The organism is Pseudomonas kilonensis, assembly GCF_001269885.1.
Lineage (GTDB): Bacteria > Pseudomonadota > Gammaproteobacteria > Pseudomonadales > Pseudomonadaceae > Aquipseudomonas > Aquipseudomonas kilonensis.
Genome location: NZ_LHVH01000024.1, coordinates 1 through 26,223 on the forward strand (window position 1 = coordinate 1; position 26,223 = coordinate 26,223).

The 26,223-nt window shown below is 63.6% G+C and carries 24 protein-coding genes and 1 pseudogene; 20 read left to right on the top strand and 5 right to left on the bottom strand.

All coding sequences use genetic code 11. The features are described 5' to 3' along the window. The first annotated feature begins 188 nt into the window (after positions 1-188). Entirely contained in the window at positions 189-923 is a 735-nt protein-coding gene (locus AD662_RS16375) for an SDR family NAD(P)-dependent oxidoreductase (RefSeq protein ID WP_053188884.1), read from the top strand. 67 nt (positions 924-990) lie between these two features. Here the strand turns inward: AD662_RS16375 and AD662_RS16380 are convergent, their stop codons facing one another. Beyond that, a complete protein-coding gene (locus AD662_RS16380; protein WP_053179459.1) occupies positions 991-3,138 on the bottom strand; it encodes a TonB-dependent siderophore receptor in 2,148 nt (715 codons plus the stop codon). A 260-nt stretch (positions 3,139-3,398) separates the two neighbouring features. Further along, positions 3,399-4,790, bottom strand: a complete 1,392-nt coding sequence (locus AD662_RS16385) for an aminotransferase-like domain-containing protein (RefSeq protein ID WP_053188887.1) — start codon at positions 4,788-4,790, stop codon at positions 3,399-3,401. Positions 4,791-4,927: 137 nt separating this feature from the next. On the opposite strand from AD662_RS16385, the gene AD662_RS16390 reads away from it, so the two are divergent. The 15 genes and pseudogenes from AD662_RS16390 to AD662_RS16460 all read left to right on the top strand — a co-directional run bounded on the left by AD662_RS16390 (position 4,928) and on the right by AD662_RS16460 (position 19,747). Next, positions 4,928-6,094 carry an MFS transporter gene (locus AD662_RS16390; RefSeq protein ID WP_053188890.1) on the top strand — a complete coding sequence of 389 codons (1,167 nt, stop codon included), beginning with the start codon at positions 4,928-4,930 and terminating at the stop codon, positions 6,092-6,094. 256 nt (positions 6,095-6,350) lie between these two features. After that, positions 6,351-7,022 carry a GntR family transcriptional regulator gene (locus AD662_RS16395; RefSeq protein ID WP_053188893.1) on the top strand — a complete coding sequence of 224 codons (672 nt, stop codon included), beginning with the start codon at positions 6,351-6,353 and terminating at the stop codon, positions 7,020-7,022. Between the two features lie 112 nt (positions 7,023-7,134). Then, entirely contained in the window at positions 7,135-8,067 is a 933-nt protein-coding gene (locus AD662_RS16400; RefSeq protein ID WP_053188896.1) for a 4-hydroxyproline epimerase, read from the top strand. Next, positions 8,064-9,179, top strand: a complete 1,116-nt coding sequence (locus AD662_RS16405) for an NAD(P)/FAD-dependent oxidoreductase (RefSeq protein WP_053188898.1) — start codon at positions 8,064-8,066, stop codon at positions 9,177-9,179. Before AD662_RS16400 ends, AD662_RS16405 begins: the two co-directional genes overlap by 4 nt. A gap of 227 nt (positions 9,180-9,406) precedes the next feature. Continuing rightward, the gene (locus AD662_RS16410; RefSeq protein ID WP_018609598.1) at positions 9,407-9,643 is read left to right on the top strand and encodes a 2Fe-2S iron-sulfur cluster-binding protein; all 237 of its coding nucleotides are present in this window, start codon (positions 9,407-9,409) and stop codon (positions 9,641-9,643) included. Further along, on the top strand, positions 9,640-10,896 hold the full coding sequence (locus AD662_RS16415) for an NAD(P)/FAD-dependent oxidoreductase (RefSeq protein ID WP_053188901.1): 1,257 nt from the start codon (positions 9,640-9,642) through the stop codon (positions 10,894-10,896). Before AD662_RS16410 ends, AD662_RS16415 begins: the two co-directional genes overlap by 4 nt. A gap of 275 nt (positions 10,897-11,171) precedes the next feature. After that, positions 11,172-11,921, top strand: coding sequence for an AraC family transcriptional regulator (locus AD662_RS16420; RefSeq protein WP_024616201.1), 750 nt, complete (start codon positions 11,172-11,174; stop codon positions 11,919-11,921). Between the two features lie 233 nt (positions 11,922-12,154). Next, positions 12,155-12,973 carry an ABC transporter substrate-binding protein gene (locus AD662_RS16425; protein ID WP_053188904.1) on the top strand — a complete coding sequence of 273 codons (819 nt, stop codon included), beginning with the start codon at positions 12,155-12,157 and terminating at the stop codon, positions 12,971-12,973. Between the two features lie 10 nt (positions 12,974-12,983). Beyond that, positions 12,984-14,762: a cis-3-hydroxy-L-proline dehydratase gene (gene lhpI / locus AD662_RS16430; protein ID WP_053188907.1), complete on the top strand. Its 1,779-nt coding sequence runs from the start codon at positions 12,984-12,986 to the stop codon at positions 14,760-14,762. Next, a complete protein-coding gene (locus tag AD662_RS16435; RefSeq protein WP_046062705.1) occupies positions 14,755-15,420 on the top strand; it encodes an amino acid ABC transporter permease in 666 nt (221 codons plus the stop codon). Before lhpI ends, AD662_RS16435 begins: the two co-directional genes overlap by 8 nt. A gap of 12 nt (positions 15,421-15,432) precedes the next feature. After that, positions 15,433-16,083, top strand: coding sequence for an amino acid ABC transporter permease (locus AD662_RS16440; RefSeq protein ID WP_053188909.1), 651 nt, complete (start codon positions 15,433-15,435; stop codon positions 16,081-16,083). Then, on the top strand, positions 16,076-16,798 hold the full coding sequence (locus tag AD662_RS16445; protein ID WP_053188912.1) for an amino acid ABC transporter ATP-binding protein: 723 nt from the start codon (positions 16,076-16,078) through the stop codon (positions 16,796-16,798). The genes AD662_RS16440 and AD662_RS16445 overlap by 8 nt, the downstream gene beginning before the upstream one ends. A 139-nt stretch (positions 16,799-16,937) precedes the next feature. Then, positions 16,938-17,967 (top strand): annotated as a pseudogene (locus AD662_RS16450) (trans-3-hydroxy-L-proline dehydratase). Positions 17,968-18,118: 151 nt separating this feature from the next. Next, complete coding sequence (locus AD662_RS16455; protein ID WP_053188915.1) at positions 18,119-19,036, top strand: dihydrodipicolinate synthase family protein; 918 nt, start codon at positions 18,119-18,121, stop codon at positions 19,034-19,036. Between the two features lie 150 nt (positions 19,037-19,186). Then, the gene (locus AD662_RS16460; protein ID WP_053188918.1) at positions 19,187-19,747 is read left to right on the top strand and encodes a DinB family protein; all 561 of its coding nucleotides are present in this window, start codon (positions 19,187-19,189) and stop codon (positions 19,745-19,747) included. Here AD662_RS16460 and AD662_RS16465 read toward each other — a convergent pair. The 3 genes from AD662_RS16465 to AD662_RS16475 all read right to left on the bottom strand — a co-directional run bounded on the left by AD662_RS16465 (position 19,726) and on the right by AD662_RS16475 (position 21,928). Next, positions 19,726-20,055: a hypothetical protein gene (locus AD662_RS16465; RefSeq protein ID WP_053188921.1), complete on the bottom strand. Its 330-nt coding sequence runs from the start codon at positions 20,053-20,055 to the stop codon at positions 19,726-19,728. The two genes, AD662_RS16460 and AD662_RS16465, sit on opposite strands and share 22 nt — an antisense overlap. Before the next feature lie 222 nt (positions 20,056-20,277). Continuing rightward, positions 20,278-21,489 carry a cytochrome c biogenesis protein DipZ gene (locus AD662_RS16470; protein ID WP_053188924.1) on the bottom strand — a complete coding sequence of 404 codons (1,212 nt, stop codon included), beginning with the start codon at positions 21,487-21,489 and terminating at the stop codon, positions 20,278-20,280. A gap of 175 nt (positions 21,490-21,664) precedes the next feature. Beyond that, positions 21,665-21,928: a DUF2790 domain-containing protein gene (locus tag AD662_RS16475; protein ID WP_053188927.1), complete on the bottom strand. Its 264-nt coding sequence runs from the start codon at positions 21,926-21,928 to the stop codon at positions 21,665-21,667. A gap of 225 nt (positions 21,929-22,153) precedes the next feature. On the opposite strand from AD662_RS16475, the gene AD662_RS16480 reads away from it, so the two are divergent. The 4 genes from AD662_RS16480 to AD662_RS16495 all read left to right on the top strand — a co-directional run bounded on the left by AD662_RS16480 (position 22,154) and on the right by AD662_RS16495 (position 26,101). Next, positions 22,154-22,894, top strand: coding sequence for a response regulator (locus tag AD662_RS16480; protein WP_053188930.1), 741 nt, complete (start codon positions 22,154-22,156; stop codon positions 22,892-22,894). Further along, the gene (locus AD662_RS16485) at positions 22,891-24,201 is read left to right on the top strand and encodes an ATP-binding protein (protein ID WP_053188933.1); all 1,311 of its coding nucleotides are present in this window, start codon (positions 22,891-22,893) and stop codon (positions 24,199-24,201) included. The genes AD662_RS16480 and AD662_RS16485 overlap by 4 nt, the downstream gene beginning before the upstream one ends. A gap of 740 nt (positions 24,202-24,941) precedes the next feature. Beyond that, on the top strand, positions 24,942-25,577 hold the full coding sequence (locus AD662_RS16490) for a ferric reductase-like transmembrane domain-containing protein (protein WP_053179420.1): 636 nt from the start codon (positions 24,942-24,944) through the stop codon (positions 25,575-25,577). A 17-nt stretch (positions 25,578-25,594) separates the two neighbouring features. Continuing rightward, the gene (locus AD662_RS16495) at positions 25,595-26,101 is read left to right on the top strand and encodes an HvfX family Cu-binding RiPP maturation protein (RefSeq protein ID WP_018613507.1); all 507 of its coding nucleotides are present in this window, start codon (positions 25,595-25,597) and stop codon (positions 26,099-26,101) included. Positions 26,102-26,223 lie beyond the last annotated feature (122 nt).

Genomic DNA, 26,223 nt, shown 5'->3' on the forward strand with positions numbered 1-26,223 from the left:
ACTGGCACACCGCCTTCGCGAGCAAGCCCGCTCCCACAGGGATTTATGGGTATTTTAGATTGATTACATGACGTATCAACTCAAGTACCAGAAGCCTTATTTATCAAACCCTGAGGCATCAATACCCTGAGCTCAACCACCGCCGACACAGGCGCACCGGTTCAACTCAATGTGATCAGGAGTCAATCATGAGTCTCAAAAAAACCGTCATCATTACCGGCGCTTCCAGCGGGATCGGCCTGGGTTTGGTCAAGGCGTTCCTGGGTCGGGATTATAACGTGGTGGGCAATGCCCGCTCCTCGTCCGGCCTGGACGCTGCCGCCGCCGAGCTCGGCCACCCGGCCGGTTTCATCGGCGTGGCCGGCGACATCGCGGACCCGGCTACTTCAACCGCCCTCATCACTCAAGCCGTCAAGGCGTTTGGCGCCGTTGACGGGTTGGTGAACAACGCCGGTTTCTTCCTGCCAAAACCCTTCGTCGAATACAGCCCCCAAGACCTGGACGCGCTGCTGGACACCAACCTCAAGGGCCTCGTCTACGCCAGCCAGGCCGCTGCGGCGCACATGATCGGGCGCCAGCAAGGCTTCATCATCAACATTTCAGCCGCCGTGGCCCTGCAACCGAACATCCAGGTGCCGGCAGCACTGCCGGTGTTGATCAAGGGCGGCGTCAACCAGATGACCCGCGCCCTGGCCCTGGAACTGTCGCCCCACAACATCAAGGTCAACGCGGTCGCCCCCGGCATCATCGACACGCCCATGCACGACCCGGCTCACCGCGAATTCCTCGACAACCTGGCCCCGGCCGGTCGCGTGGGCACCGTCGAGGAAATTGCCGAGGCGGTGTTGTACCTGGCGGGCGCCGATTTCACGACGGGCGCGATACTGCCGGTGGACGGCGGGATGAGCACAGGCAAGTGGTAGAGAGGCAAGTGGTAATAAAGAAAAACCCCGAAGGCAGAACCTTCGGGGTTTTCATGAAACGCGGAACTCAGAGCGTGTAGGAGATGCCGGCCTGCACGGTTCGCGGGGCGCCTGGGTAGGCATAGACGCCACCGAATGCACCCTCTTCGTAGTCGGCGTCAAACAGGTTCTTCAGGTCCAGGTTGAGGCGAATCCGCTCGTTGACCTTGTAGTAACCGAGCAGGTCCACGACGGTGTAGCTGTCCATGGTAAAGGTGCTGGCCGCCGTATTGCCGGCCCGCTCATCGACGTACTTGGCGCCCAGGCCCAGGCCGAGACCTTTGAGGCCACCGTCCTGGAACTCGTAGACGTTCAACAGGCTGAAGGAGTTCTTGGGCACGTTGAGCAGGCGGGTGCCGGACGGGATATTGATGTCCTTGGTCACTTCGGCATCCACATACGCGTAGCCACCGATCACGCGCCATTCTGGCGTCAAATTGCCCGCCACGTTCAAGTCAAAGCCACGGCTGCGCACTTCCCCGGCAGCCACGTTGAAGGTGGCGTCCAGCGGGTCGGGCGTGAGGACGTTGCGCTTTTCAATCTGGTAGATCGCCGCGTCAACGCTCAACTGGCGATCCAGCGCTTCCCACTTGACGCCCATTTCGTAGGACTTGCCCTCTTCCGGCTTAAACCCCTCACCCTGACCCTGGCGACTCGCTCCGGTGTTGGGTTTGAACGAGCGCGCGGTGTTGGCGTAGAGCGCAACGGTATCGGTCAGATCGTAGATCACCCCCAGGCGTGGGGTGACGGCATTTTCAGTCTTGTCCCAGTTACGGCTACCGGGCCGAGCCTGAGGGACGAAGGATTCGTACTCATGCTCGAAATGCTCGAAACGCGCCCCTGCCAACACCTTCAGGCGCTCAGTCAGCGCCACCTGATCCTGGACGAACACACCAAACGTCTTGAGGTTTTCCTGGTCATCGGTGGGCTTGCGCGTCAACGCCGGGCGTGGCTGGCCATGCACCGGGTCGAAGATATCGATCGGGTAGGCACCGGCGGCGCCGGAGGAACGCTGGATGATGGACTGGTAGTCGTAGTCCTCATACTCGATGCCTGTCAGCAACGTGTGCTCGAACCCGCCGGTGGAAAAATGCCCGGTGAGGTTGAGCTGGGTGTCGCGGTCGGTCCATTCCAGCTTGCGGTAGTTGAAGTTGCGACTCAGGGTACGCCCATCGGCGCCGATTCTGTTGCCCTCCACGGCATTGCCCTGCAAGGTGCCGTCGAGCCATTGGGTACCGCCGGCCAGGGTCCAGTCGTCGTTGAGCATGTGCTCGAAACGCACCTGCAGCATGTTGTTGTCGTTGTGCAGCTTGCCGGCGTCTTTTTCGCCGAAGAACGTATCGCGCGACGCGGTGCCGCGCTGGCCGGGGTAATGGGTCAAGCCACGGTCCAGCGGCGCATTGTTGCGCATGAAATCGCCTTCGAAGGTCAGGCGCGTGGTGTCGTTGACCTGCCAGCTCACCACTGGCGCGATGCCGTAGCGCTCGGTCTCGACGTGGTCGCGGAACGTGTCACCACCCTCACCGATCACGTTCAGACGATAAGCCAGGCGCCCTTCCTCGTCCAATGGACCGGAGGCGTCCAACGTACCGCGACGCATCCCCTGGTCGCTGACCTGGCTGCCCAGGGTCACCGTGCGCTCGGCCAACGGCTGCTTGGACACTACGTTGAAGGTACCGCCCGGGTCGCCACGGCCATAAAGCATGGTGGCCGGGCCGCGCAGGACTTCCAGCCGCTCGATGGTGTTGGCGTCCGGCATGTTCGGGTAGCCACGGTTGATCGGGAAGCCGTTGCGGTAGAACTCTCCGGTGGTGAAACCGCGTACGGTGAAGGTGGTCAGGCCCTGGCCGCCAAAGTTGTTGCCCCGGCCTACCCCGCCGGCGTAATCGAGGGCGTCCTGCAGGCGCGTAGCGCCGAGGTCTTCGACCACGTCGCGAGACACCACGGAAATCGATTGCGGGGTTTCATGGATCGCCGTGTCGGTACGGGTGGCGCTGGCCGAACGGGTGGCGTGATAGCCCTTCACTGGACCTTGTGCTGATTCATAGTCGGCGTTACCGACGATATCCGTGGCTTGCAACTCAAGGGAGGCCGGCTTGGCAGGGATTGGCTCTTCGGCCCAGGTGGGAATGGAATAAGCCTGGAGCACACACAGTGAAACGAGAATCCGACGCATCGATGCACAATCCTAATGGAAACAAGCCACCCACATCGGGAGGCTGACAAAAATGTGTCGCGAAAGATACAGTAACTCATTGTCGTTTGATATCTATTCCCATTAACACTGACGTTTTTTGTGACCGGTCAGTCCGTCATCGCGAGCAAGCTTTGCTCCCACAGGGATCTTCAGCGGGAACAAGTCTTGTGGTTGGCCCCTGCCTCACCCTGTGGGAACAAAGCTTGCTCGCGATGGCGCCAGAACAATCACCCCCGACCCTATTGACCCGCCGCAATCGACTCCTGCTCCACCCGCTGGAAGAACACCTGCGCACGATGATCCTGGGTATAAGCCACGTTCAACCGCAACCAATCGCACGCCTCGCCCTGGGGCAGGAACGTCGAGCCTTGGGACAACTGGATTTGCAGCTCCCGGGCGATCTGCTGCACTCGTTGTGCCGCCAGCCACCGCGGCCTGGCCCAGACGAACAGGCCCCCCATCGGCTCGGCAAATACCTCCCAGTGGGCCGGGTCCAATTGGCGCAGCGTGCTCGCCATCTGCTTGTTCAGGCGCTGGCGCAAGCGCTGGATCAGCTTGCGATAAGCACCGTTGGCCAGCAACGTCGCCACCACGTTTTCCGCCAGCAGCGAACAACCGATGCCGGTAATCATCTTGACTTCGGCCAGGCGCTGGATGATCTCGGGATGAGCGACCACGTAACCGATGCGCAGCGAACTGGACAGTGTCTTGGAAAAACTCGCCAGGTAGATCACCCGGTCCAGGGCATCCAGGGAGGCCAGGCGTGAGGTCGGACCGTTCTGGAAATCGGCGTAGATGTCATCCTCGATGAGGCGAAAGTCATGGGCGGTTGCCAGTTGCAGCAGACGATAGGCCACGCTCGGCGCCAGGCTGGTGCCAGTGGGGTTCTGGTACATGCTGTTGATGAAGAAATACGCGGGTTTGTGCTCGCCGAGAAGCTGTTCCAGGCGGGCGATGTCCGGGCCTTGCGCGGTTCTTGGCACCGCCACGGTCTGGACCCCATGCAGTTTCAGCAGATTGAACAGGTTGTAGTAGCCAGGGCTTTCCACCAGCACCAGGTCACCGGGCTTGAGCAAGGTTCGCACCAGCAGGTCGAGGCCCTGGCTGGCACCTTGGGTGGTGATGATTTGCGCCGGGTCGACATGAATATCGATCAGGCCCAGGCGCTTTTGAAGGTGCAGGCGCAGATGAGGCGAGCCCAGCGGGGTGCTGTAGTTGAACAACGCGTGGTTGTCGCTGCGCACCACTTGGCGGATCGCCTGGCCCAGGTCGGTGTCGTCGCGCCAGGCGTCGGGCAGCCAGCCACAACCAAGCTTGAGCTGCGTCGACTCATTGTCGAACAACCGCCACCGCGCGTTATCCATTTCGGGCTCCGGCTCCACGGGCCGGACCAACTGCTGCGCGACAAAAAAGCCCGCACCGTGCCGAGACTCGAGCACCCCGCTGGCGACCAGTTGGTCATAGGCCTTGATCACGCTCGACAGGCTCAGGCTGTTTTCCCGGGCCAGTTGGCGAATGGACGGCATGCGCGCGCCGGGGCGGATGCCATGGGCGTTGATCCAGCCCATGAGGTGCGTCACGAGTTGCCGGATCACGGGCTCGGCAACGTTGCGATCAATCTTCAGGTCCACGGCTGGCACTCTTGGCTAAGTGTTCTCGAATTTTTAGCGAACAGTTAAGCACAAATGGCCTGGGTCTGTTCCTTGTTTGCGCTGTGCCCGGCAGTGATAGTCCCCGGGACTTCATGCACACCCTTTAAGGAACACCCTTGAACCCATCGCATCGACATTCCTGGGGGCTGGCTTTCGGCCTTTGCCTGATCACCCTCGCGGTCAACCTGCAGGCGCCGCTGTACACCACCTACGCACAGTTGTCCGGCTACGGGGCCGGTGCCACGGCGGTGGCGTTTTCCGGTTATGTGCTGGGCGTGCTGCCGGTCCTGCTGGCATTCGGTGGGCTGGCCGACCGGGTGGGACGCAAGCCGTTGATCCTGGTCGCCCTCGGGCTGTCGATGCTGGCGACGCTGGTGACACTGCTCTGGCCGAGCCTCGAGGCGCTGGGCGTGGCGCGCCTGATGATGGGGATCGGCACAGGGCTGGCCTCGGCCACATCAACCGCCTATATGGCCGAGCTCATGGCAACCCGCGATCCCCGCTCGCCGGCCAACCGGGTCACCGCCAGCACCTCCCTGGGCTTTGGCCTGGGCGCGGCGTTGACCAGTCTGTTCCTGTTCGTCCATCACAGCTCCACGCCCGGCAGCTTCTGGTTGCAGCTGATGTTGGCTGCCATCGCGATCGTCGTGGTCTGGCGGTTACCGGACCCGGCGCTGAACATCAAAGACGCACCATTGCTGCGCCTGCCGTTGTTTCCCGCCGGCAGCCTGCCCTACAGTTTTTCCATGCTATTGGCCTGGGCGACCTCGGGCCTGGTCATCGCCATATTGCCGTCAGTGCTGGCGACCCACGACTTGCAGCGTTGGTCTGGCCTGTCGACCTTCACGGTCATCAGTTGCGGCTTGCTCTTCCAGCCCTGGGTTCGGCGCATGCAACCGGCCAGGGCCACGGGCTTGGGCTTGTTGATCCTGCCTGCGAGCTACGCGTTGCTGGCCTGGGGCGCGAGCACCGGCTCCCTGCTCGCCGTGTTGCTCGGAGCACTGGGCGCCAGCAGCGCTTGCTACGGCTTCCTGTACCTGGGCGGGTTATCGGCCGTCACGGCCATGGCCGGCACGGAAAAGGCCCGGGTCAGCGCCGGGTTCTTCCTGTTCGCCTATGTCGGGTTCAGCCTCCCGGTGGTGGTGACCGGGTTGTTGGCTGACGCTTTTGGCGCTGATGTGGCGTTGATCGTGTTTGGCCTGGCGTTGTTGGCGGGGGCGGTTGTCACGGGATGGCGCATAGTCCGGACGCAGGCGTATGTGGCCCATCTGTCCCACGGCTGAACACAAAACCTTGTGGCGAGGGGATTTAGCGAAACGTCGCACCGCCCCGCTGGGCTGCGCAGCAGCCCTAAAACCTGACATTGCGGTGTGTCAGGCAGATAGGATCTGCTCATCTTGGGGGCTGCTGCGCAGCCCAGCGGGGATAAATCCCCTCGCCACAGTTTTCGTATCCTTGACGGCTTCATCGCCTGCTTCAAGGACCGCGCTCGGCAAAGTCGTATACCATATCCCCACCTAAGCCGAACGACCCGCCGCCGTGACTTTATCCAAGTTCAACCTGCCTGACCTGGGCAACACCCCTTCCACCTCGGAAATCATCACCCGCCACCTGCGCGATGCCATCGTGGCCGGGCATTTTGCCGAGGACGAGCCGATTCGCCAGGATGATATCGCCCGGCAGTTCAACGTCAGCAAGATCCCCGTGCGCGAAGCCCTCAAGCGCCTGGAGGCCGAGGGCCTGGTGATGTTCCAGCGCAATCGCGGGGCGATGGTGACGCGCATTTCCGAGGCGGAGCTGGCGCAGATGTTCGAGGTGCGCATGCTCCTGGAAGACAAAGTGCTACGCCTGGCGATTCCCAACATGACCGAAGCCACCTTCGCCCGCGCCGAAAGCATCTGCCAGGAGTTCATCGGTGAAGACGACGTCGGGCGCTGGGCCGAACTGAACTGGCAACTGCATGCCTGCCTCTACGAACCGGCGCAACGGCCCTTCATGGTGAGCCTGATCCGCTCGGTGCACGACAAGCTGGAGCGCTACTTGCGCATGCAAATGAGCCTTTCGGCGGGCAAGGACCGTGCCGATCACGAGCACCGGGCAATCATCAAGGCCTGCCGCGCCGGTGATGTCGAGCAGGCCGTGGCGCTGCTGGACGAACACATCGCCGGGGTCTGCGAGACCTTGTTCAAGTTCCTGCCTTCCAGCCATTGATGGGCCAACGCTGTGCCGATTTCGTCATCGGCGACAGGTAAAACCATCAAGCCGTCGCCCCCTGGCGCGGGCCACGCTTGCCGTCACTCATCTGAACGGACGTGGCCCTCCCATGAAACGCATCACCGTGATCGACTCCCATACCGGCGGCGAACCGACCCGACTGGTCACCGACGGTTTTCCTGACCTGGGCCAGGGCAGCATGGCCGAGCGCAAGCAACGCCTGGCCACGGAACATGATGCGTGGCGCAGCGCCTGCGTGCTCGAACCCCGGGGCAGCGATGTGCTGGTGGGGGCGCTGCTCTGTGAACCGGTGGACCCCAGCGCCTGTGCCGGCGTGATCTTTTTCAATAACAGCGGCTACCTGGGCATGTGCGGCCACGGCACCATCGGCCTGGTGGCGTCACTGGCTCACCTGGGCAGGATCGACCCCGGCGTGCACAGCATCGAAACCCCGGTAGGCACGGTACAGGCAACTTTGCACGAAGACCGCTCGGTCAGCGTGCGCAACGTGCCGGCCTACCGTTACCGCAAGGCCCTGGCCCTGGAGGTGCCCGGCATCGGCCCGGTGGTGGGCGACGTGGCCTGGGGCGGCAATTGGTTTTTCCTGGTCGCCGAACATGGCCAACGCGTGGCCGGCGATAACCTCGACGCGTTGACCGCCTACACCTACGCCGTGCAGCAAGCCTTGGAACAACAGGGTTTTCGCGGCGAGGACGGCGGCCTGATCGACCACATCGAACTGTTTGCCGACGACCCGCAAGCCGACAGCCGCAACTTCGTGCTCTGCCCGGGCAAGGCCTATGACCGCTCCCCTTGCGGCACCGGCACCAGCGCCAAACTGGCGTGCCTGGCGGCCGATGGAAAACTGCAACCCGGGCAGATCTGGCGCCAGGCCAGTGTCATTGGCAGCGAGTTCGAGGCTTCCTACGAGCGCTCGGGCGAGCGCATCGTGCCGACCATTCGCGGTCGCGCCTACATCAGCGCCGAAACCACACTGATCATCGAAGCGGATGACCCGTTCGCCTGGGGCATTCGTCCGTGAGCGAGGGCCATGTCGCCGACGTGATCATCATTGGCGCGGGCATCATCGGTGCGGCCTGCGCCCAGGCGTTGGCCCGACGCAACGTCAACGTGTTGGTGCTGGACGCCGGTTGGCACGGCGCCACGGCGGCCGGCATGGGGCACCTGCTGGTGCTCGATGACAACCCGGCGGAACTGGCCCTCAGTCAATATTCCCTGCAACGCTGGCGCGAGCTTGCCCCAGCCCTGCCCGACGGCTGCGCCTGGCGCAACAACGGCACCTTGTGGCTGGCGGCCAATGCCGAAGAAATGGCGGTGGCCCATAGCAAATACCTGAACCTGCTGGCCCATGGCGAAGCCTGCGAACTGATCGGCCACGCCGCGCTGCATCAGCGTGAACCCGAGCTGCGCCCGGGGCTGGAAGGTGGGCTGCTGATCAAGGGCGACGGCATCCTCTACGCTCCGGCGGCCGCTCGCTGGATGCTGGACGCGCCCAACATTCGCCAGCAACGGGCGCAGGTCAGCGAAGTCGACGGTCATCGCGTGCGCCTCGACGACGGTCGCTGGTTGAGCGCCGAAGCGGTGATTCTCGCCAATGGCATCCAGGCCACTGAATTGTGCCCGGAACTGCCGATCGTGCCGAAGAAAGGCCACCTGCTGATCACCGACCGCTACCTCGCCACTGTCACCCACACCCTGGTCGAACTGGGCTATGTCACCAGCGCCCATAACGCCAGCGGACCGTCGGTGGCGTGCAATATCCAACCACGCCCGACCGGACAATTGTTCATTGGCGCCTCGCGGCAGTTCGGCACCCTTGACCCGCAGGTGGAAGGCTGGATGCTGGCGAAGATGCTCAAGCGCGCCGTCGAATACCTGCCAGGGTTGGCGCATCTGAACGGCATCAGGGCCTGGACCGGTTTTCGCGCGGCGAGCCCCGACGGCTTACCCCTGGTGGGCCAACATCCGCAGCGCAAAGGGCTGTGGCTGGCGGTGGGACACGAGGGCCTGGGCGTCACCACCGCGCCGGCGACGGCCGACCTGCTGGTGGCGCAGCTGTTCGACGAAACCTCACCACTGGCCGCGCAGCCTTACCTGCCGCAGCGTTTTTTGGGAGAACCGGCCTATGCCTGAAGCCCGACACACATCCCCTGTGGCGAGGGAGCAAGCTCGCGCTGGGCACCGTAGGAGCTGCCGAAGGCTGCGATCTTTTGATCTTTCGCTTGAGATTCGAGCTATCAGGGAAAAGATCGCAGCCTCGCTCCGCTCGGCAGCTCCTACAGACCCGGCGCGAGCTTGCTCCCTCGCCACAGGTTTTGGGTGTGCTCAAGGCATCCGCTTAGCCAAGGAGGATTGTCCCCATGCCTGACTTGTTTTTGGACGGCCGCCCACTGTCCGTCGCCAACGGCACCAGCGTCGCGGCGGCATTGGCGTTGGGCGCGGATGGTTGCAGTCGCACCTCGGTCAGCGGCCAGCGCCGTGCGCCGTTGTGCGGCATGGGCATCTGCCAGGAATGCCGGGTGCTGATCGACGGTCGTCGACGCCTGGCCTGCCAGACCCTGTGTCTCGATGGCATGCAGGTGCAGACCCGACCATGAACGAAACCACCGACCTGCTGATCATCGGTGCCGGCCCCGCTGGCATGGCCGCCGCCCTCGCCGCGGCCAGCAGCGGCGCACGCATCGTGCTGTTGGACGACAACCCGCTGCCCGGCGGGCAGATCTGGCGTGACGGCCCCCAGGCCAACCTGCCCAGCGCCGCCCGACGCCTGCGCGAGCAACTGCACACCTACGCCAACGTACGCTGCCATGCCGGTACTCGCGTGGTCGCCTGCGCGGCGGATAAAACCTTGCTGGTGGAAGATGCCGAGCGCGGCTGGCAGATCAGCTACGAACGCTTGATCCTCTGCACCGGTGCCCGTGAGCTGCTGCTGCCGTTTCCCGGCTGGACACTTCCCGGCGTGACCGGTGCCGGCGGGTTGCAGGCGCTGATCAAAGGGGGCTTGCCGGTGCGCGGCGAACGGCTGGTCATCGCCGGCAGCGGCCCCTTGCTGCTGGCCAGCGCCGCCACGGCAAAGCATCAAGGTGCACAGGTGCTGCGCATCGCCGAGCAGGCCCGTCGCGGCGCCGTCGCCGGTTTCGCCGCACAACTGCCGCGCTGGCCGGGGAAGTTTTGCCAATCGTTCAGTCTGTTCGACCGACACTACCGCACCGACACCCACGTGGTGGAAGCGCTCGGTCGGGAACGGCTGGAGGGCGTGCGCCTGCATCAGCAAGGCAAGACGATTGAATTGGCCTGCGACCGGCTCGCCTGTGGTTTCGGGCTCATTCCCAATACCCAATTAGGCCAGGCCCTGGGTTGCGCGGTTGAAGACCAGGCGTTGGCGGTTGACGCCTGGCAAGCGACCACTCGCCATGAACATTACGCCGCTGGAGAATGCACCGGTTTTGGTGGCAGCGAACTGGCGCTGGTGGAAGGCGCCATTGCCGGCCATGCCGCCGTCGGCAATAGCGCAGCTGCCCAGCAGCTGTGGCCGCGCCGCGCGCGTTGGCAGGGTTTCGCCGGGGCATTGAACAAGGCCTTCGCCCTCGATCCACGGCTCAAGACCTTGGCCTGCAGCGACACCCTGGTCTGCCGCTGCGAAGACGTACCGTACGGCGAACTGGTCGGCCACGAGAACTGGCGCGAAGCAAAACTGGCAAGCCGCTGCGGCATGGGCGCCTGCCAGGGCCGAGTGTGCGGCGCCGCCCTGGAACACCTGTTCGGCTGGACACCGCCCACACCCCGCCCACCCTTCAGCCCGGCGCGGATCGAAACCTTGCTGAACCTGGAAGAGACCCCACCCACCTGAACCCGACACACATCCCACTCAGACCTGTACTCATCACAAATCCCCTGTGGGAGCTGAGTTTGCTCGCGATAGCGGTGGGTCAGTTGGTAGAGATGCTGCCTGTGCCGCCGTCATCGCGAGCAAGCTCGGCTCCCACAGGGGATTGCCATAACCCCCAGTTCTGTGAACACACCGGAATCCTGTGGGAGCGAGCCTGCTCGCGATGGCGGCGTGACAGGCACTACATTTTCGACTGACACTCCGCCATCGCTCCCACAAAAAAGACAACGCCGGCCATGTACCCCTCACTCACGTCCCTAGCCCCCTGCGACCTCGATACCCTGCTGCGCAGCCTGCAGCCCATCGCCCCGCTGCTGGACACCCTCGCGGACGTGGTGTTTTTCATCAAGGACAAACAGGCCCGCTACGCCTTCGTCAACCAGACCCTGGCCCGGCGCTGCGGTTTCAAGCACAGCGGTGACCTGCTCGGCCTCACCGCCGACCAGGTGTTCCCCGAGCGCTTCGGCCCGCTGTACACCGAACAGGACCGCCGGGTGCTGGCCAGCGGGCGGGAGTTGGCCGACCAGCTCGAACTGCATTTGTATTACGGTAACCAGCCCGTCTGGTGCCTGACCCACAAGCTCGCCCTGCACGATCCAGACGGTCAGATCGTCGGCCTGGCCGGTATTTCCCGCGACTTGCAACTGCCTCAATCGAGCCATCCGGCGTTCCACAAACTGGCGGCGGTGGACGCCCATATCAAGCAGCACTTCGCCCGCCCCATCAGCCTTGCCGAGCTGACCGCCATTGCCGAATTGTCGGTGGCGCAACTGGAGCGGCACTGCAAACGCATCTTCCAACTCACGCCGCGGCAGATGATTCACAAGGCACGACTGGAAGAGGCCTCGCGGCTGTTACTCGACAAAGACCTGCCGATCACCGAGATCGCCCTGCGCTGCGGTTACACCGACCACAGCGCCTTCAGCCGCCAGTTTCGGGCCCTGACCAGCCTGTCGCCCAGCCAATATCGCGAGAATCAGCGCTGATTCTTGTTCCCTGATGGGGCGTCGGATCCTGTGGCTGCTCCCATCTGTAACACCCCGAATCCAACGTAGCACCCCGCGCTTATGTGTACCGCCCGTCAGGAACGCCTCTAGGTCAGCCCTCCAGCACGATTACTGCGCGCAAGCAGAAACAGGCACGCCGATTGCTTATCTAATATCGTATACGAAATCCTCAATACGATATCTCACCGCATTTATTCGACAGCGAGGCATTTATGAAAAACCCTGCATTGGCCGTAGCCCTCACCGTTGTCCTCACCCCGCTTTTCATCGCCCCCGCCCACGCCGACAAGCTCGATGACATCATCGGCTCCGGCAAGCTGCGTTGCGCCGTGACCCTGGACTTCCCCCCGATGGGCTTTCGCGACGAAAGCAACAAACCGGCGGGCTTCGACGTGGACTATTGCAACGATCTGGCGAAGGTTCTCGGTGTCGATGCCGAAGTGGTGGAAACCCCGTTCTCCGACCGAATCCCCGCGCTGCTGTCCGGTCGCGCCGACGTCATCGTCGCCTCCACCTCCGACACCTTGGAGCGGGCCAAGACCGTTGGCCTGACCGTGCCCTACTTCGCCTTCCAAATGGTTGTGCTGACCCGCGACAACACTGGCATCAACAGCTACGCCGACCTCAAGGGCAAAGCCCTGGGCAACACCAGCAGCACCTACGAAGCCATCGCCCTGGAGAAGGACCAGAAGAGCTGGGGCAGCGGCAGCTTCCGCGCCTACCAATCGCAGAACGACACCTTGCTGGCCGTCGCCCAGGGGCACATCGATGCCACCGTGGTGACCAACACCGTGGCCGCCGCGACCCTCAAGTCGGGCAAGTACAAGGGCCTGAAGATCGCCGGTGATGCGCCCTACGTCATCGACTACGTGTCCCTCGGCGCCAAGCGCAGCGAGTACGGCCTGCTCAACTACCTCAACCTGTTCGTCAACCAGCAGGTGCGCACGGGCCGCTACAAGGAGCTGTTCGTCAAATGGGTCGGCACCGACATCCCGCCGGCCAACCTGACCGTTCCCCAGGTCTACTACTGAGGATCGGCGCATGCCAAGCACGCCTGTCCGTGTGAAAGGCCGCAGCCTGGTGGAGGGTGCCGCCCAGGGCGCCCTGCTGTTCGCCGAGGTGGGGCTGAGTTTCTGGGGCGGGGTCGATCCAGCCAGCGGCGAGGTCATCGACCGCCACCATCCCTTGAGTGGCCAGCGCCTGGCCGGGCGCGTCTTGGCGATTCCCAGCGGACGCGGCTCCTGCACCGGCAGCAGCGTGTTGATGGAACTGATCAGCAACGGCCACGCCCCCGCCGCCCTGGTGCTCGCCGAAGCCGATGAAATCCTGACCCTGGGCGTGCTGGTGGCGCAGGTGATTTTCCAGCGTTCGCTGCCGGTGCTGTGCGTGGGGCACGAGGCCTTCGATGGGTTGCGCGGCCAGGGTTTCGTGCGCCTGGAAGGCGACGTTCTGACCCTCACTGGGCGCCGCCCCAACGACAGTTGGCACGGTTCGGACGCAGCGTCGCAGCCGCCCATGCCTTCAACCCTGGCGCTGAGCGAACAGGACCAGGCGTTGCTCGACGGTACCCACGGCAAGGCCGCCCAAGTGGCGATGCACATCGTGCTGCGCATGGCCGAGCTCCAGGGCGCCACGCAATTGCTGGACGTGACCCAGGCCCACATCGACGGCTGCATCTACACCGGCCCGGCCAGCCTGCGCTTTGCCGAACAACTGGTGCAGTGGGGGGCGAAGGTGCGTGTACCCACCACCCTCAACTCCATCTCCGTGGACCAGCGCCGCTGGCGCGAACTGGGCGTCGATCCAGCCCTGGGCGAGCCGGCCAGTGCCTTGGGCGATGCCTACATGGCAATGGGCGCCCAACTGAGTTTCACCTGCGCGCCCTACCTGCTGGACACCGCGCCAAAGGCCGGCGAACAAATCGTCTGGGCCGAATCCAACGCGGTGGTCTACGCCAACAGCGTGCTGGGCGCGCGCACGCAGAAGTACCCGGACTTCCTCGATATCTGCATCGCCTTGTGCGGGCGGGCGCCGTTGACCGGCTGCCATCTCGACGACCCGCGCAAGGCCCGGCTGATCGTCGATGCGCCGGCGCTGGGTCAGGTGGATGACAGTTTCTATCCGCTGCTGGGCTACCACATCGGCAGCCTGGCGGGCCGGCGCATCCCGCTGATACGTGGGCTGGAACACGCCGCGCCGAGCCTGGACGACCTCAAGGCCTTCGGCGCCGCGTTCGCCACCACCAGCGCCGCGCCGTTGTTCCACATCGCCGGGGTGACGCCGGAAGCCCTCGACCCGGCCGATGTCCTGGAGAGCGACGTCAGCTTGCCGCAGGAACGCGTCGATGCCGCCGGCCTGCTTGCCAGTTGGCGCGAGCTCAACAGCGCCCGGGACAATTGGGTGGACGTGGTGTCCCTGGGCAACCCGCATTTCTCCCTCAGCGAATTCGCCGCTCTCGCGGCTTTGTGCACGGGCCGGATCAAGCATCCCTACGTGGTGCTGGCAATCACCTGCGGCCGAGCGGTACTGGAACAGGCCCGCAAAGCCGGGTACCTGACCGCCATCGAGACCTTCGGCGCGGTGCTGGTGACCGACACCTGCTGGTGCATGTTGGGCGAACCGGTGATCCCGCCCCACGCCACCACCCTGATGACCAACTCCGGCAAATACGCCCATTACGCACCGGGCCTGGTCGGTCGCGGGGTGCACTTTGCCGCCCTCGCCGACTGCGTCGAGGCCGCCTGCACCGCCGCGGCCCGCGGCCAACCGCCGGCATGGCTGCAATCCACCGCCCGCACGGGGAGCCCGACCCATGTTTGACTACAGCTTCCAATGGCGCCCGGCCTTGCGCGCCCTGCCCGACATGCTCGCCGGGGCCTGGGTGACGTTCGAGACCGCCGCGCTGTCGATGATTTTCGGCGTGCTGATCGCCCTGCTGCTGACGGTGATGCGCCAGGCCCCGAATCGCTGGCTGCGGGGCGTGGGCAATGGCTGGGTGTCCATCGCCCGCAACACGCCTTCGCTGTTCCAGATCTACATCCTCTACTTCGGCCTCGGCTCCCTCGGCCTGCATGTCAGTTCGTGGCTGGCCTTGCTGGCCGGGATCACCTTCAACAACGCCGGCTACCTGGCGGAAAACTTTCGCGGCGGCCTCAAGGCCGTGCCCAGTACGCAAATGCGCGCCGCCCGCTCCTTGGGGATGAGCGCCTTCCAGGCGTACCGGATGATCATCGTCCCGCAACTGTTGCGCATCGTCTTCTACCCGTTGACCAACCAGATGGTCTGGGCGGTGCTGATGACGTCCCTGGGCGTGGTCGTCGGCCTGAACAACGACCTCACCGGTGTCACCCAGGAATACAACGTCAAGACCTTCCGCACCTTCGAATATTTCGCCCTCGCGGCGCTGCTGTATTACCTGATCGCCAAGCTGATCGTCGGGCTGGCCCGGCTGTTGTCCTGGCGGTTGTTTCGTTATTGAGGAGGGTGGGTCATGTTTTCTACAAGCCTCAGCGTTAACGACCTGCTGTATTTGCTCGAGGGGGCCAGGGTCACGCTGCAACTGACCGTCTGGTCGATCCTTTTGGGCTCCTTGGCCGGGTTGCTGTTTGGCCTGTCGCGGGCGTTGTTGCCGCGGGCCAGCCTGCCGTTGGCCTGGTTGCTGGACGTGTTCCGCAGCGTGCCGCTGCTGATCCAGTTCGTGCTGTTCAACTCGCTCAAGAGCATCGCCGGCCTGAACCTCAGCGCCTTTGCCGTCGGTTGCATCGTCCTCGGCGTCTACGCCGCCGCGTACTTCACCGAGATCGTCCGCGGTGGCGTGCTGGCGGTGCCGTTGAGCACCCGCCGGGCCAGCCGGTCGCTGGGCCTGAGCTATGTGCAGGACCTGCGGTTCATCGTCCTGCCGATTGCCACGCGGGTGGCCTTTCCCGGCTGGCTGAACCTGGTGCTGGGCGTGATGAAGGACACCGCCCTGGTGATGTGGATCGGCATCGTCGAATTGCTGCGCGCTTCGCAAACCATCGTCACGCGCATTCAGGAACCCCTGCTGGTGCTGTGCATCGCGGGCCTCATTTACTACGTCATGAGCCTGGTGGTCGCCCGCCTCGGCGCACGCCTGGAAAGAAGGTGGCAGGAAAATGATTGAGATCGAAAACGTACACAAATCCTTCGGTGACCTGGAAGTGGTCAAAGGTGTGAGCCTGACCGTGGACAAGGGCGAAGTGGTGTCGATCATCGGCGGTTCCGGCTCTGGCAAGTCGACCCTGCTGATGTGCATCAACGGCCTGGAGCCGATCCAGAGAGGCAGCATCCGCGTGGACGGCATCGAGGTCCATGACCACGCCACTGATCTCAATCGCCTGCGGCAGAAGATCGGCATCGTGTTCCAGCAATGGAACGCCTTCCCCCACCTGACCGTGCTGGAAAACGTGATGCTGGCGCCGCGCAAGGTGTTGGGCAAAAGCAAGCAGGACGCCGAAGCGCTGGCGGTGCAGCAGCTTGAGCATGTGGGCCTGGGGGACAAGCTCAAGGCCTTCCCCGGCAAGCTTTCCGGCGGCCAGCAACAGCGCATGGCCATCGCCCGGGCGCTGGCGATGTCGCCGGACTACATGCTCTTCGACGAAGCCACCTCGGCCCTGGACCCGCAACTGGTGGGCGAAGTGCTGGACACCATGCGCATGCTCGCCGAAGACGGCATGACCATGGTGCTGGTGACCCACGAGATCCGCTTCGCCCGGGACGTGTCCGACCGCGTGGCGTTCTTTTGCAATGGCCGGGTCCATGAGATCGGAGCGCCGGACCAGGTGATTGGCAATCCGGTGCAGCCGGAGACGGCGGCTTTTCTCAAGTCGGTGAAATAGCCGATGGCCTCATCGCGAGCAAGCTCGCTCCCACAGGGGTTTTGTGTACACAGCCCAATCCATGTGTCCACCCCAGAACCCTGTGGGAGCAAGGCTTGCCCGCGATGAGGCCCGACCAGACAACACAAGGATTTGATCCATGCGCTCATCAAAAGTCATCCATGTAATCAGCTGCCACGCCGAAGGCGAAGTCGGCGATGTGATCGTCGGCGGCGTCGCCCCACCACCCGGCGCCACGGTGTGGGAACAGTCACGCTGGATCGCCCAGGACCAGACCCTGCGCAACTTCGTCCTCAACGAGCCACGCGGCGGTGTGTTCCGCCACGTCAACCTGCTGGTGCCGGCCAAGGACCCGCGGGCGCAAATGGCCTGGATCATCATGGAACCGGCCGACACCCCGCCGATGTCCGGTTCCAACTCGTTGTGCGTCGCCACCGTGCTGCTGGACAGCGGCATCCTGCCAATGACCGAGCCCCAGACCCGCCTGGTGCTCGAAGCGCCGGGCGGCCTGATCGAAGCCGTGGCCGACTGCCGCGACGGCAAGGTGCAACGGGTCGAGATCAAGAACGTGCCCTCCTTCGCCGACCGCCTCGATGCCTGGATCGAAGTCGAGGGCCTGGGCTCGTTGCAGGTGGATACGGCCTATGGCGGCGACAGCTTTGTCATCGTCGACGCCCAGCGCCTGGGCTTTGCCATTCGCCCGGAGGAAGCCGCCGAACTGGTGGCCGTGGGCTTGAAGATCACCCGCGCCGCCAACGAACAACTGGGCTTCGTGCACCCGCTGAACCCCGACTGGTCACACATCTCGTTCTGCCAGATCGCCGCGCCCATCGTCCAGGAAAACGGCATCGCCACCGGCGCCAATGCCGTGGTGATCCAGCCCGGCAAGATCGACCGCTCCCCCACCGGCACCGGCTGCTCGGCACGCATGGCGGTGCTGCAGGCCCAAGGGCTTGATGCAGGTCGGCGAGGGTTTTATCGGCCGCTCAATCATCGGTTCCGAATTCCACTGCCGCATCGATTCACTGACCGAGGTGGCCGGACGCCCGGCGATTTACCCGTGCATCGCCGGACGGGCGTGGATCACCGGGACCCATCAGTTGTTGCTCGACCCGGCCGATCCGTGGCCGCAAGGATACCGGCTTTCGGATACCTGGCCGGGTGCATGACTTTTTGAACTGGCTTCGCCCCCTGTGGGAGCAAGGCTTGCCCGCGATGAAGCTGACACGGTCTCCATGGGAACCGTGGCGCCTGCATCGCGAGCAAGCTTTGCTCCCACAAACCCCCTCGCCACAAACCATTAACAACCGGAGACAACCCATGAGCAAACGCATCAACTGGAGCGGCGTCTTCCCTGCCGTCACCACTCAATTCAACGATGACTTTTCCATCAACCTGGAAAAAACCCACCAAGTGATTTCCAACGTCATTCGTGACGGTGTTTCCGGCCTGGTGGTCTGCGGGTCGGTGGGGGAAAACACTTCCTTAAGCGCCGAGGAAAAAATCGCCGTGACCGAAGTCGCGGTAGACGCTTCCCGTGGCCGCGTGCCGGTGATCTGCGGCGTGGCCGAATTCACCAGCGTGCAAGCCGCCAAGGTTGCCAACGCGGTGCGCAAGGTCGGCGTCGACGGGGTAATGCTGATGCCGGCGCTGGTCTACGGCTCCAAGCCCTTCGAGACCGCCGAGCATTTCCGCTACGTGGCCCGTAATGCCGACGTGCCGCTGATGGTCTACAACAACCCGCCGATCTACAAGAATGACGTGACGCCGGACATCCTGATTTCCCTGGCCGATTGCGACAACGTGGTGTGTTTCAAGGATTCCTCCGGTGACACCCGGCGCTTTATCGACGTGCGCAACGAGGTCGGCGATCGCTTTGTGTTGTTTGCAGGCCTCGATGACGTGGTGCTGGAAAGCCTCGCCGTGGGGGCCGAAGGTTGGGTCTCGGGCATGTCCAACGTGTTCCCGCAGGAAGGCGAGACCATTTTCCGCCTGGCCCGCGCCGGACGCTTCGCCGAGGCGATGCCAATCTACGAATGGCTGATGCCGATCCTGCACCTGGACGCCCGCGCCGACCTGGTGCAATGCATCAAGCTGTGCGAAGCCATCGCCGGCCGCGGCAGCGCCCTCACCCGCCCACCGCGCCTGGCCCTGCCGGAAGCGGACCGGGTGTATGTGGAGCAGATCATGGCCAAGGCCCTGGCCAATCGGCCTATGTTGCCGGATGTGGGGCTTTAGGACTGCCCCCTGAGGTAAGGGCGCCCTGTGTGGGAGCGGGCTTGCTCGCGAAAGCGGTCTATCTGATATGACTATGCTGTGTGTGCCGCCGTCTTCGCGAGCAAGCCCGCTCCCACAGGATTTGTGGCGGACATGATAGGGAGGCTTCCCATGAATTACTTCCTGGCCCAGGCCCTGAACAATCAATGGGCCAACCACAGGCTGCTCAGCGCCTGCGCGCAGTTGAGCAAGGCCGAATACGAAGCGCCGCGCACGGGGTTCTTCCCGTCCATCCAAGCCACGCTGTGCCACATCCTGGAAGTGGACCGCTATTACCTCACCGCCCTGGAAGGCGACCGCGATGGCCAGATAAAAGACTTCTCCGAGACCCTGGCCTTTGCCCAACTGAAGCAAAGCCAAACCCAAACCGATCAGCGGTTGGTGGCGTTCTGCGAAGCCCTGCGGGAGGAAGACCTCGCCCGCTCCGTGGAGCTGGTGCGTGTCGACGGCGTGGTGCGCGAACGAATCGACCGGCTGCTGTTGCACCTGTTCGAACATCAGATTCACCACCGCGGCCAGGTCCATGGGATGCTCAGTGGCACCGGCATCAAGCCACCGCAGCTCGATGAGTTCTTCCTCGACTGCGACGGCAGGTTTCGGCAAAAAGAAGCGCAGCCATTGCAACTCAACGAGGAGAACGTCTGGCGGGCCTATCGGCGCGCCAGTTCATGACGCACACATTGCTCGTAGTAGGTTTGCTTGACGGCAGCAGGCTTGAGACGCGAAGCGCTGTTGTAGGTCTGCTCGGTAATGCCCAGGGCGGTCATGCGCATCCAGGGCCGGGGAAACCTGCGTACTTGCAGTTTCTTGCGCGCGCCGTACAGGCTGACGCCGGAAAGCTTCGACGCCTGTGCCCCTGCCGCGATGTCCGAACCCCAGCGGCACACCGACTGCTGGTTTTGCGTCAGCACCCTGGCCTGGGCCTCAAGCGAAACAGCGGCCAGGAGAAACGTCGCCACGACCCACATAGAAATACGCATAGGTTTGTCGCCCAACTTTCTGAAAGGAAAGAAGTTTGACCTTATGTAACTGAGCAAGGGGCCAGCACGGCTGTGCAATTTTTGTGGCTAGGGGATTATCTGTGGGAGCAAGGCTTGCCCGCGAAGCAGACGACTCGGTTCCCGATAGACCGTGCGAACTTCATCGCGGGCAAGCCTTGCTCCCACAGATCCCCTTGCCAATAGCAAGCTCCCCCGCCACAGTCATTGACCTGCCTTCGCCTCCTGCAGCAGTTGCTGGATCACCTGCTCCTGCTCGCCATAGCGTCCTTCGCCAAAATGGCTGTAGCGCACCTGCCCCTTGGCATCGATGAAGTAATGAGCCGGCCAGTACTGATTGTTGAAGGCGCGCCAGATCGCATACTGATTGTCGATCGCCACCGGGTAGTGGATGTCCAGCTTGCGCACCTGCTCGCGGACGTTGTCGATGATCTTCTCGTAGCCGTACTCCGGGGTGTGGACACCGATCACTACCAAGCCGTCCTTTTCATACTTCTTCGCCCAACCGTTCACATAGGGCAAGGTGTGCTGGCAGTTGATGCAGTCGTAGGTCCAGAAGTCCACCAGCACCACCTTGCCCTTGAGTGATTCGCTGCTCAGCGGGGGCGAGTTCAGCCATTGCACCGCGCCGTCCAGCGCAGGCATGGCGCCCTGGGATTCGAGGGCCGGCATGGAACTTGCGCCAGCCTTGCTCACCACATAGTCGAGGGCCTTGGGCACGTTCTCTAGCAGGCTTTTTTCCAAGCTGGCCGATTGTTGGGAGGAAGTCGCCGCCAACAAGCGGTCATCCGCCCCCGTGCCAATCGCCACGGCCGCCAGCAACACCACCGCTCCCGTCCCCCGGCGCAGCCAAGTGGTGATCGGCAGCGAGAGTTTCAGGCGTCCGACCAGTCCGCGCCCGGCCAGGATCAGCGTCCCCAGGGACAAGGCACTGCCCAGGCCATAGGCGAGCAACAGCAGGCTGGTTTGTGCGCTGGCGCCTTGCAGCATGGCCCCGGTCAGGATCACCCCGAGTATCGGTCCGGCGCACGGTGCCCAGAGCAGCCCGGTGGCGACCCCGATCAGCACCGACGCCACAGGCCCGGCCATCCGCCCGGCCCCGGCGTCCAGGCGATTGCCCAGGCTGACCAGCGGCCGCGCCAGCCAGGTGCCGACCCGACTGAAGATCAGCGACAAGGCAAACACCACCATCACCACCAAGGCGACTTGCCGGCCGACGCTGCTGGCGCGCAACACCCACTCGCTGCTGACGACCGCCAGGCTGGAGACCAGGGCAAACGTCAGGACCATGCCGCCGAGGGTCAGCAGCACCGAGCCACGGGAGCGCTCGGCCCGGGCGAACAGAAACGGCACCACCGGAAGAATGCAGGGGCTGAGGATCGTCAGGATCCCGCCGAGAAAAGCGATCAGAAGCATGGCAATACCTCAATGGTAGGTAGATAGAACACACCAAATCGGGCAGCGCCTCTGTGGGAGCAAAGCTTGCTCGCGACGCAGGCGCCTCGATTACTGGCAATCACCGCGTCATCGTTTATCGCGAGCAAGCTTTGCTCCCACAGGTTTACTGTCACAAGTTGGCTTCCACGGCGACTCAGTTACCGTCATTGCAGTTATCGGAAAGCTTGCGATAGTCCAGCGCCTGTTTGTGGCCTGCCGAATCCAGGTAGGTCATGTGGGCGTTGACCACGCCGCAGATCGGCTCGGCGTCTTCGCTAAGGGACAGCACCTTCTGGACGTCCAGGTGGGTGCCGTAGGTGTAGGTTTGCGCCGGCACGTTGCTTTCGGCCCGGGCCGACAGGGTGCAGATGTTCAGTGCGGCGAAAAGGCAGGCGGCGTAGAGGGCTTTGGTGTTCATGGCGATTCCTCGATTCAATGGGGGGTTATCTGCCGAGGCCTGTTGTGTCGCCTCGATGGGTGCCATTGAATGCCGCGCAGGTATCGCACCTGTATCGAGCCAGGTGGCTTTTTGCATCGCTGTGTATCCGTCGCGCGCCAGATACACTGCAATACAAACCGCCGCGAGCCCGGCCGGCCGGCGCCTGTAGACTGCTCACAACGAAACGCCGAGGAGCTGGACACCATGGATCATGTCGATCACGTGTTGATAGTGGATGACGATCGCGAGATCAGAGAGCTGGTTGGCAACTACCTGAAAAAGAACGGCCTGCGCACCACTGTCGTTGCCGATGGCCGGCAAATGCGCGCCTTCCTGGAAACCACCCCGGTGGACCTGATCGTGCTGGACATCATGATGCCCGGCGATGACGGCCTGGTGCTGTGCCGGGAGCTGCGGGCCGGCAAGCACAAGGCCACGCCGGTACTGATGCTCACCGCGCGCAACGACGAAACCGACCGCATCATCGGCCTGGAAATGGGCGCCGACGATTACCTGGTCAAGCCCTTCGCCGCCCGTGAGCTGCTGGCCCGTATCAATGCCGTGCTGCGCCGCACCCGCATGCTGCCGCCCAACCTGGTGGTCACCGAAAGCGGTCGCCTGCTGGCGTTCGGTGGCTGGCGCCTGGACACCACCGCCCGCCACCTGCTGGACACCGACGGCACCATGGTTGCCTTGAGCGGCGCCGAATATCGTTTGTTGCGGGTCTTCCTCGACCATCCGCAACGGGTGCTCAATCGCGACCAGTTGCTTAACCTGACCCAGGGCCGGGACGCCGACCTGTTCGATCGCTCCATCGATTTGCTGGTCAGCCGCCTGCGCCAGCGCCTGCTGGACGACGCCCGGGAGCCGGCCTACATCAAGACCGTGCGCAGCGAAGGCTACGTGTTCTCGCTGCCGGTGGAGATCCTTGAGGCCTCGGTATGAGCCTGTCGTTGCGCTGGCCGCGGACGCTGGCCTCGAGGCTGTCGCTGATCTTCCTGATCGGCCTGATCCTGGCCCAGGGGCTGTCCTTCGGCGTCCAGTACTACGAGCGCTACCAGAGCGCCAAGTCGACCATGCTCGGCAACCTGGAAACCGATGTTTCGACCTCCGTCGCCATTCTCGACCGCCTGCCTGCCGCCGAACGCCAGGCCTGGCTGCCGAAACTCGCCCGGCGCAACTATGCCTACCTGCTCGACGAAGGCCAGGCCGGCCAACCGATGGATCTGGCCGACGCGCCGATCTCGGTCAGTTCAATCCAGGAAGCCATCGGCCAGGCCTATGGCCTGACGTTCAAACAGATTCCCGGGCCAAAAATGCACTATCAGGCGCACCTGCGTCTGGGGGACGGCAGCCCGCTGACCATCGACGTTCGCCCGGCGATGACGCCCCTCTCCCCCTGGCTGCCGATGGTATTGCTGGGGCAACTGGCGCTGTTGATCGGCTGCACCTGGCTGGCCGTTCGCCTCGCCGTCGGCCCACTGACCCGGCTGGCCCAAGCGGTGGAAACTCTAGACCCGAACGCCCACGGTGTACGCCTGGACGAGAAAGGCCCGACCGAAGTGGTGCATGCCGCCAAAGCGTTCAACGCCATGCAGGACCGCATCGCTGCCTACCTCAAGGAGCGCATGCAGTTGCTGGCGGCGATTTCCCACGACTTGCAGACGCCCATCACGCGCATGAAGCTGCGCGCCGAATTCATGGACGAGGGGATCGAAAAAGACAAGCTATGGAGCGACTTGAGCGAAATGGAGCACCTGGTGCGTGAAGGCGTGGCCTATGCCCGCAGCATCCACGGCGCCACCGAGGCCAGTTGCCGGATCAGCCTGGATGCGTTCCTCGACAGCCTGGTGTTCGACTACCAGGACACGGGCAAGGATGTGCAACTGTCCGGGAAAAACGCCGCCGTCATCGACACCCGCCCCCATGCCCTGCGGCGGGTGCTGGTCAATCTGGTGGACAACGCCTTGAAATTTGGCGGCGCGGCGCAGATCCAGGTGCAACTCGCCGACAACGGGCAATTGGCGATCCAGGTCCTGGACCGCGGCCCCGGGATCAACGAGCAGGAACTGGCCGAGGTGCTCAAGCCGTTCTACCGGGTGGAAAGCTCACGCAACCGGGAAACCGGCGGCACCGGCCTGGGCTTGGCCATCGCCCAGCAACTGGCGATCGCCATGGGCGGTTCACTGACCCTGAGCAACCGCGACGGCGGCGGCCTGTGCGCCGAGTTGCGCCTGGCATTCGCAAGCTGACACAGCCCCTGTGGGAGCGAGCTTGCTCGCGATGGCGGCCTGACCGTCGGCTGGGATGTTGTTGATTGAGTACACATCCATTGCTGCGGTAACGGCTGCTTAGGGTTCCGCCCTGACGGCGGGTCACTTTTGGAAGAGCGCCAAAAGTAACCAAAAGCGCATTGCCCCACCACTCGGTGCCTCGCTTAGGCTCGGCATGCCCTCACTCCGGCATTGCTCCGTGGGCCCGCCGCGAAGGGCCATCCATGGCCCAGCGCGGCTATCCCGGCATCCATGCCGGGATACCCACTCCACAATGCCTGCGTTCGGCCATCGTGGTTAACGGGGCGCCCGAGATCAACGTCCACCGCGAGGCGGCCTAGTAGCCGACCTGGCTCTCCCGGTCGTACACCCATCAGATCTGTTTGAGCAGGACCTGTGGGAGCAAAGCTTGCTCGCGAGGCGGCCTGACAGCCGGCCTACTCTCCAGCCGTACCCCAATCCAACTGTGGGCTTGCTCGCGATAGCGGTGTATCTGCCAGCACCTGTTCAACTGACCTGACGCCATCGCGAGCAAGCTCGCTCCCACAGGGGTTGGATTTGGATGCGGGTTTGTATGCCAGTGTGTCTGCGGATGATCGGCATACACAAACTTGCACAGTCCTGCGTTGCGGACACACCCCGCTTACACCTGTTTGAAAGACTCCCCCCTGTTCCCGGCTGCTGTCACGACCGGGTCTCACCATCCAAGGAGCCTTTACATGCCTATCGCAACTGCATCCCCCTTTCGTTATCAGGGCTGGTCGCTGTTCAGCCTGCTCGCCGCCCTGGTGCTGTTGATGACCGGGTTGATCCTGGTGCTCAACCCGGACCTGACCGAAGGCGTGCGCAGCGCCATTCGCGCCACGGCGCGCTCGTCTTTTATCTTGTTCCTGCTGGCCTTCACCGCCTCGGCATTCGCGGTGCTGGTGCCCTCGCCCCTGAGCCGGTCGCTGGTGCGCGAACGGCGCTTCATCGGGCTGGCCTTTGCGTTTTCCCATCTGGTCCATGCCGTGCTGATCTACAGCTACGGCCAGCTCAATCCCGAGTTCTGGCCCGGCCGCACCACCCTTGGCAACGTGCCAGGTACCGTGGGCTACGTGTTCATCCTGCTGCTGGCGCTGACCTCGTTCAAAAGCACCACGCGCCTGATCGGTTTCAGGGCCTGGAAGCGCCTGCACGTCACCGGCATGTGGGTGCTGGCGGCGATCTTTGCTTATTCCAACTTCAAACGCATCCCCATGAGCGCCTGGTATGTGCTGCCCTTCGGCCTGATCTGCGCCGCCACCGCCATCCGCCTGGTGGGCAAGCTGGCCCAGGCCACCCAGCGACGCCAACGGCCGCCACACGCGGCTTGAGCCCAGGGGAATCGATCATGTATTCAAACGCCTTGAAAACGCTGCACCTTCATCTCGATCACGCAGGTGCATGGCTCGCGCCGCTGGGCCTGCGCCTGTTCCTGGCCTGGGAGTTCTTCGAGTCCGGCCTGGAGAAATGGAACGGCGAGAACTGGTTCGCCGAGATCCAGTCCGCCTTCCTGTTCCCCTTCAACCATGTGCCGGCCCAGTGGAACTGGGAACTGGCGATGTGGGCCGAACTGATCGGCGCCATCGCCCTGTTGATCGGCCTGGGTACGCGCCTGTCGGCGCTGGCGCTGATCGTCGTCACCGTGGTGGCGACTGCCGCCGTGCACTGGCCGGCGGATTGGTCAAGCTTGAGCGAACTGGCCCAGGGCTATGGGATTACCAACAAGGGACATGGCAACTTCAAGCTGCCGTTGATCTACCTGGTGGCGTTGCTGCCGTTGCTGTTGCAGGGGGCTGGGAAGTTGAGCGTGGATGCGCTGCTGAAGATCGGTGTACACCAGCGAAACAAGGCCTGACAAAAATCCCTTGTGGGAGCGAGCTTGCTGTGGGAGCAAGGCTTGCCCGCGATACAGACGACTCGGTCAATCAGTCAGACCGAGGGCGACCCATCGCGAGCAAGCTTTGCTCCCACAGCAGG

Excerpts from the sequence above, each read along its gene's own strand:
- AD662_RS16420 (WP_024616201.1), top strand. The coding sequence starts at position 11,172 with ATGTACCCCTCACTCACGTCCCTAGCCCCCTGCGACCTCGATACCCTG.
- AD662_RS16470 (WP_053188924.1), bottom strand. The coding sequence starts at position 21,489 with ATGCTTCTGATCGCTTTTCTCGGCGGGATCCTGACGATCCTCAGCCCC.
- AD662_RS16445 (WP_053188912.1), top strand. The coding sequence starts at position 16,076 with ATGATTGAGATCGAAAACGTACACAAATCCTTCGGTGACCTGGAAGTG.
- AD662_RS16425 (WP_053188904.1), top strand. The coding sequence starts at position 12,155 with ATGAAAAACCCTGCATTGGCCGTAGCCCTCACCGTTGTCCTCACCCCG.
- AD662_RS16435 (WP_046062705.1), top strand. The coding sequence starts at position 14,755 with ATGTTTGACTACAGCTTCCAATGGCGCCCGGCCTTGCGCGCCCTGCCC.
- AD662_RS16440 (WP_053188909.1), top strand. The coding sequence starts at position 15,433 with ATGTTTTCTACAAGCCTCAGCGTTAACGACCTGCTGTATTTGCTCGAG.
- AD662_RS16475 (WP_053188927.1), bottom strand. The coding sequence starts at position 21,928 with ATGAACACCAAAGCCCTCTACGCCGCCTGCCTTTTCGCCGCACTGAAC.
- AD662_RS16495 (WP_018613507.1), top strand. The coding sequence starts at position 25,595 with ATGTATTCAAACGCCTTGAAAACGCTGCACCTTCATCTCGATCACGCA.
- AD662_RS16480 (WP_053188930.1), top strand. The coding sequence starts at position 22,154 with ATGGATCATGTCGATCACGTGTTGATAGTGGATGACGATCGCGAGATC.
- AD662_RS16415 (WP_053188901.1), top strand. The coding sequence starts at position 9,640 with ATGAACGAAACCACCGACCTGCTGATCATCGGTGCCGGCCCCGCTGGC.
- AD662_RS16485 (WP_053188933.1), top strand. The coding sequence starts at position 22,891 with ATGAGCCTGTCGTTGCGCTGGCCGCGGACGCTGGCCTCGAGGCTGTCG.
- AD662_RS16380 (WP_053179459.1), bottom strand. The coding sequence starts at position 3,138 with ATGCGTCGGATTCTCGTTTCACTGTGTGTGCTCCAGGCTTATTCCATT.
- AD662_RS16375 (WP_053188884.1), top strand. The coding sequence starts at position 189 with ATGAGTCTCAAAAAAACCGTCATCATTACCGGCGCTTCCAGCGGGATC.
- AD662_RS16490 (WP_053179420.1), top strand. The coding sequence starts at position 24,942 with ATGCCTATCGCAACTGCATCCCCCTTTCGTTATCAGGGCTGGTCGCTG.
- AD662_RS16400 (WP_053188896.1), top strand. The coding sequence starts at position 7,135 with ATGAAACGCATCACCGTGATCGACTCCCATACCGGCGGCGAACCGACC.
- AD662_RS16410 (WP_018609598.1), top strand. The coding sequence starts at position 9,407 with ATGCCTGACTTGTTTTTGGACGGCCGCCCACTGTCCGTCGCCAACGGC.
- AD662_RS16465 (WP_053188921.1), bottom strand. The coding sequence starts at position 20,055 with ATGCGTATTTCTATGTGGGTCGTGGCGACGTTTCTCCTGGCCGCTGTT.
- AD662_RS16455 (WP_053188915.1), top strand. The coding sequence starts at position 18,119 with ATGAGCAAACGCATCAACTGGAGCGGCGTCTTCCCTGCCGTCACCACT.
- AD662_RS16460 (WP_053188918.1), top strand. The coding sequence starts at position 19,187 with ATGAATTACTTCCTGGCCCAGGCCCTGAACAATCAATGGGCCAACCAC.
- lhpI (WP_053188907.1), top strand. The coding sequence starts at position 12,984 with ATGCCAAGCACGCCTGTCCGTGTGAAAGGCCGCAGCCTGGTGGAGGGT.